This window comes from Bacillus sp. 05T31 (assembly GCF_056396725.1).
In genome coordinates this window covers 1-361 of record NZ_JBFTMA010001516.1, presented here as the reverse complement: position 1 = coordinate 361, position 361 = coordinate 1, and the positions used below count along the sequence as shown (strand labels likewise).

Genomic DNA, 361 nt, shown 5'->3' with positions numbered 1-361 from the left:
ATTATAATCTACTTTTGCGATTTCTCTATCACTATAACCTTTTAAAGTCCAACCAAATTGATTTCCGTCTAAAACCGTTGTTTCTGGCATTTTTTCTACTTTTTTCAGACCTTCTTTTGTAACCTGATACCTTGCTGTCTTTCCAATTGTTTCATTTTTGTTATTTTCAAGATTGGTTAAAGTAGCKCGTGTCTTTTCCTTTWGTGCGTCTCCTTCTATATGAGTAAATTCAATGTAATCCCCCACTTTTACGGGAACTGTTTGAGTTCCAACATTTTGTTGTCTATTACCCACGATTTTTTTATTGTACACAACAATACCCGATGAGTCCTGGACTTTAATACTTGCATACGTACTGTTA

The 361-nt window shown here is 34.3% G+C and carries 1 protein-coding gene; it reads right to left on the bottom strand.

Annotated elements, in window-relative coordinates:
• Nucleotides 1-361: putative mucin/carbohydrate-binding domain-containing protein (locus AC1DJR_RS34130; RefSeq protein ID WP_477004684.1), on the bottom strand; the 361-nt coding region annotated here is incomplete at both ends.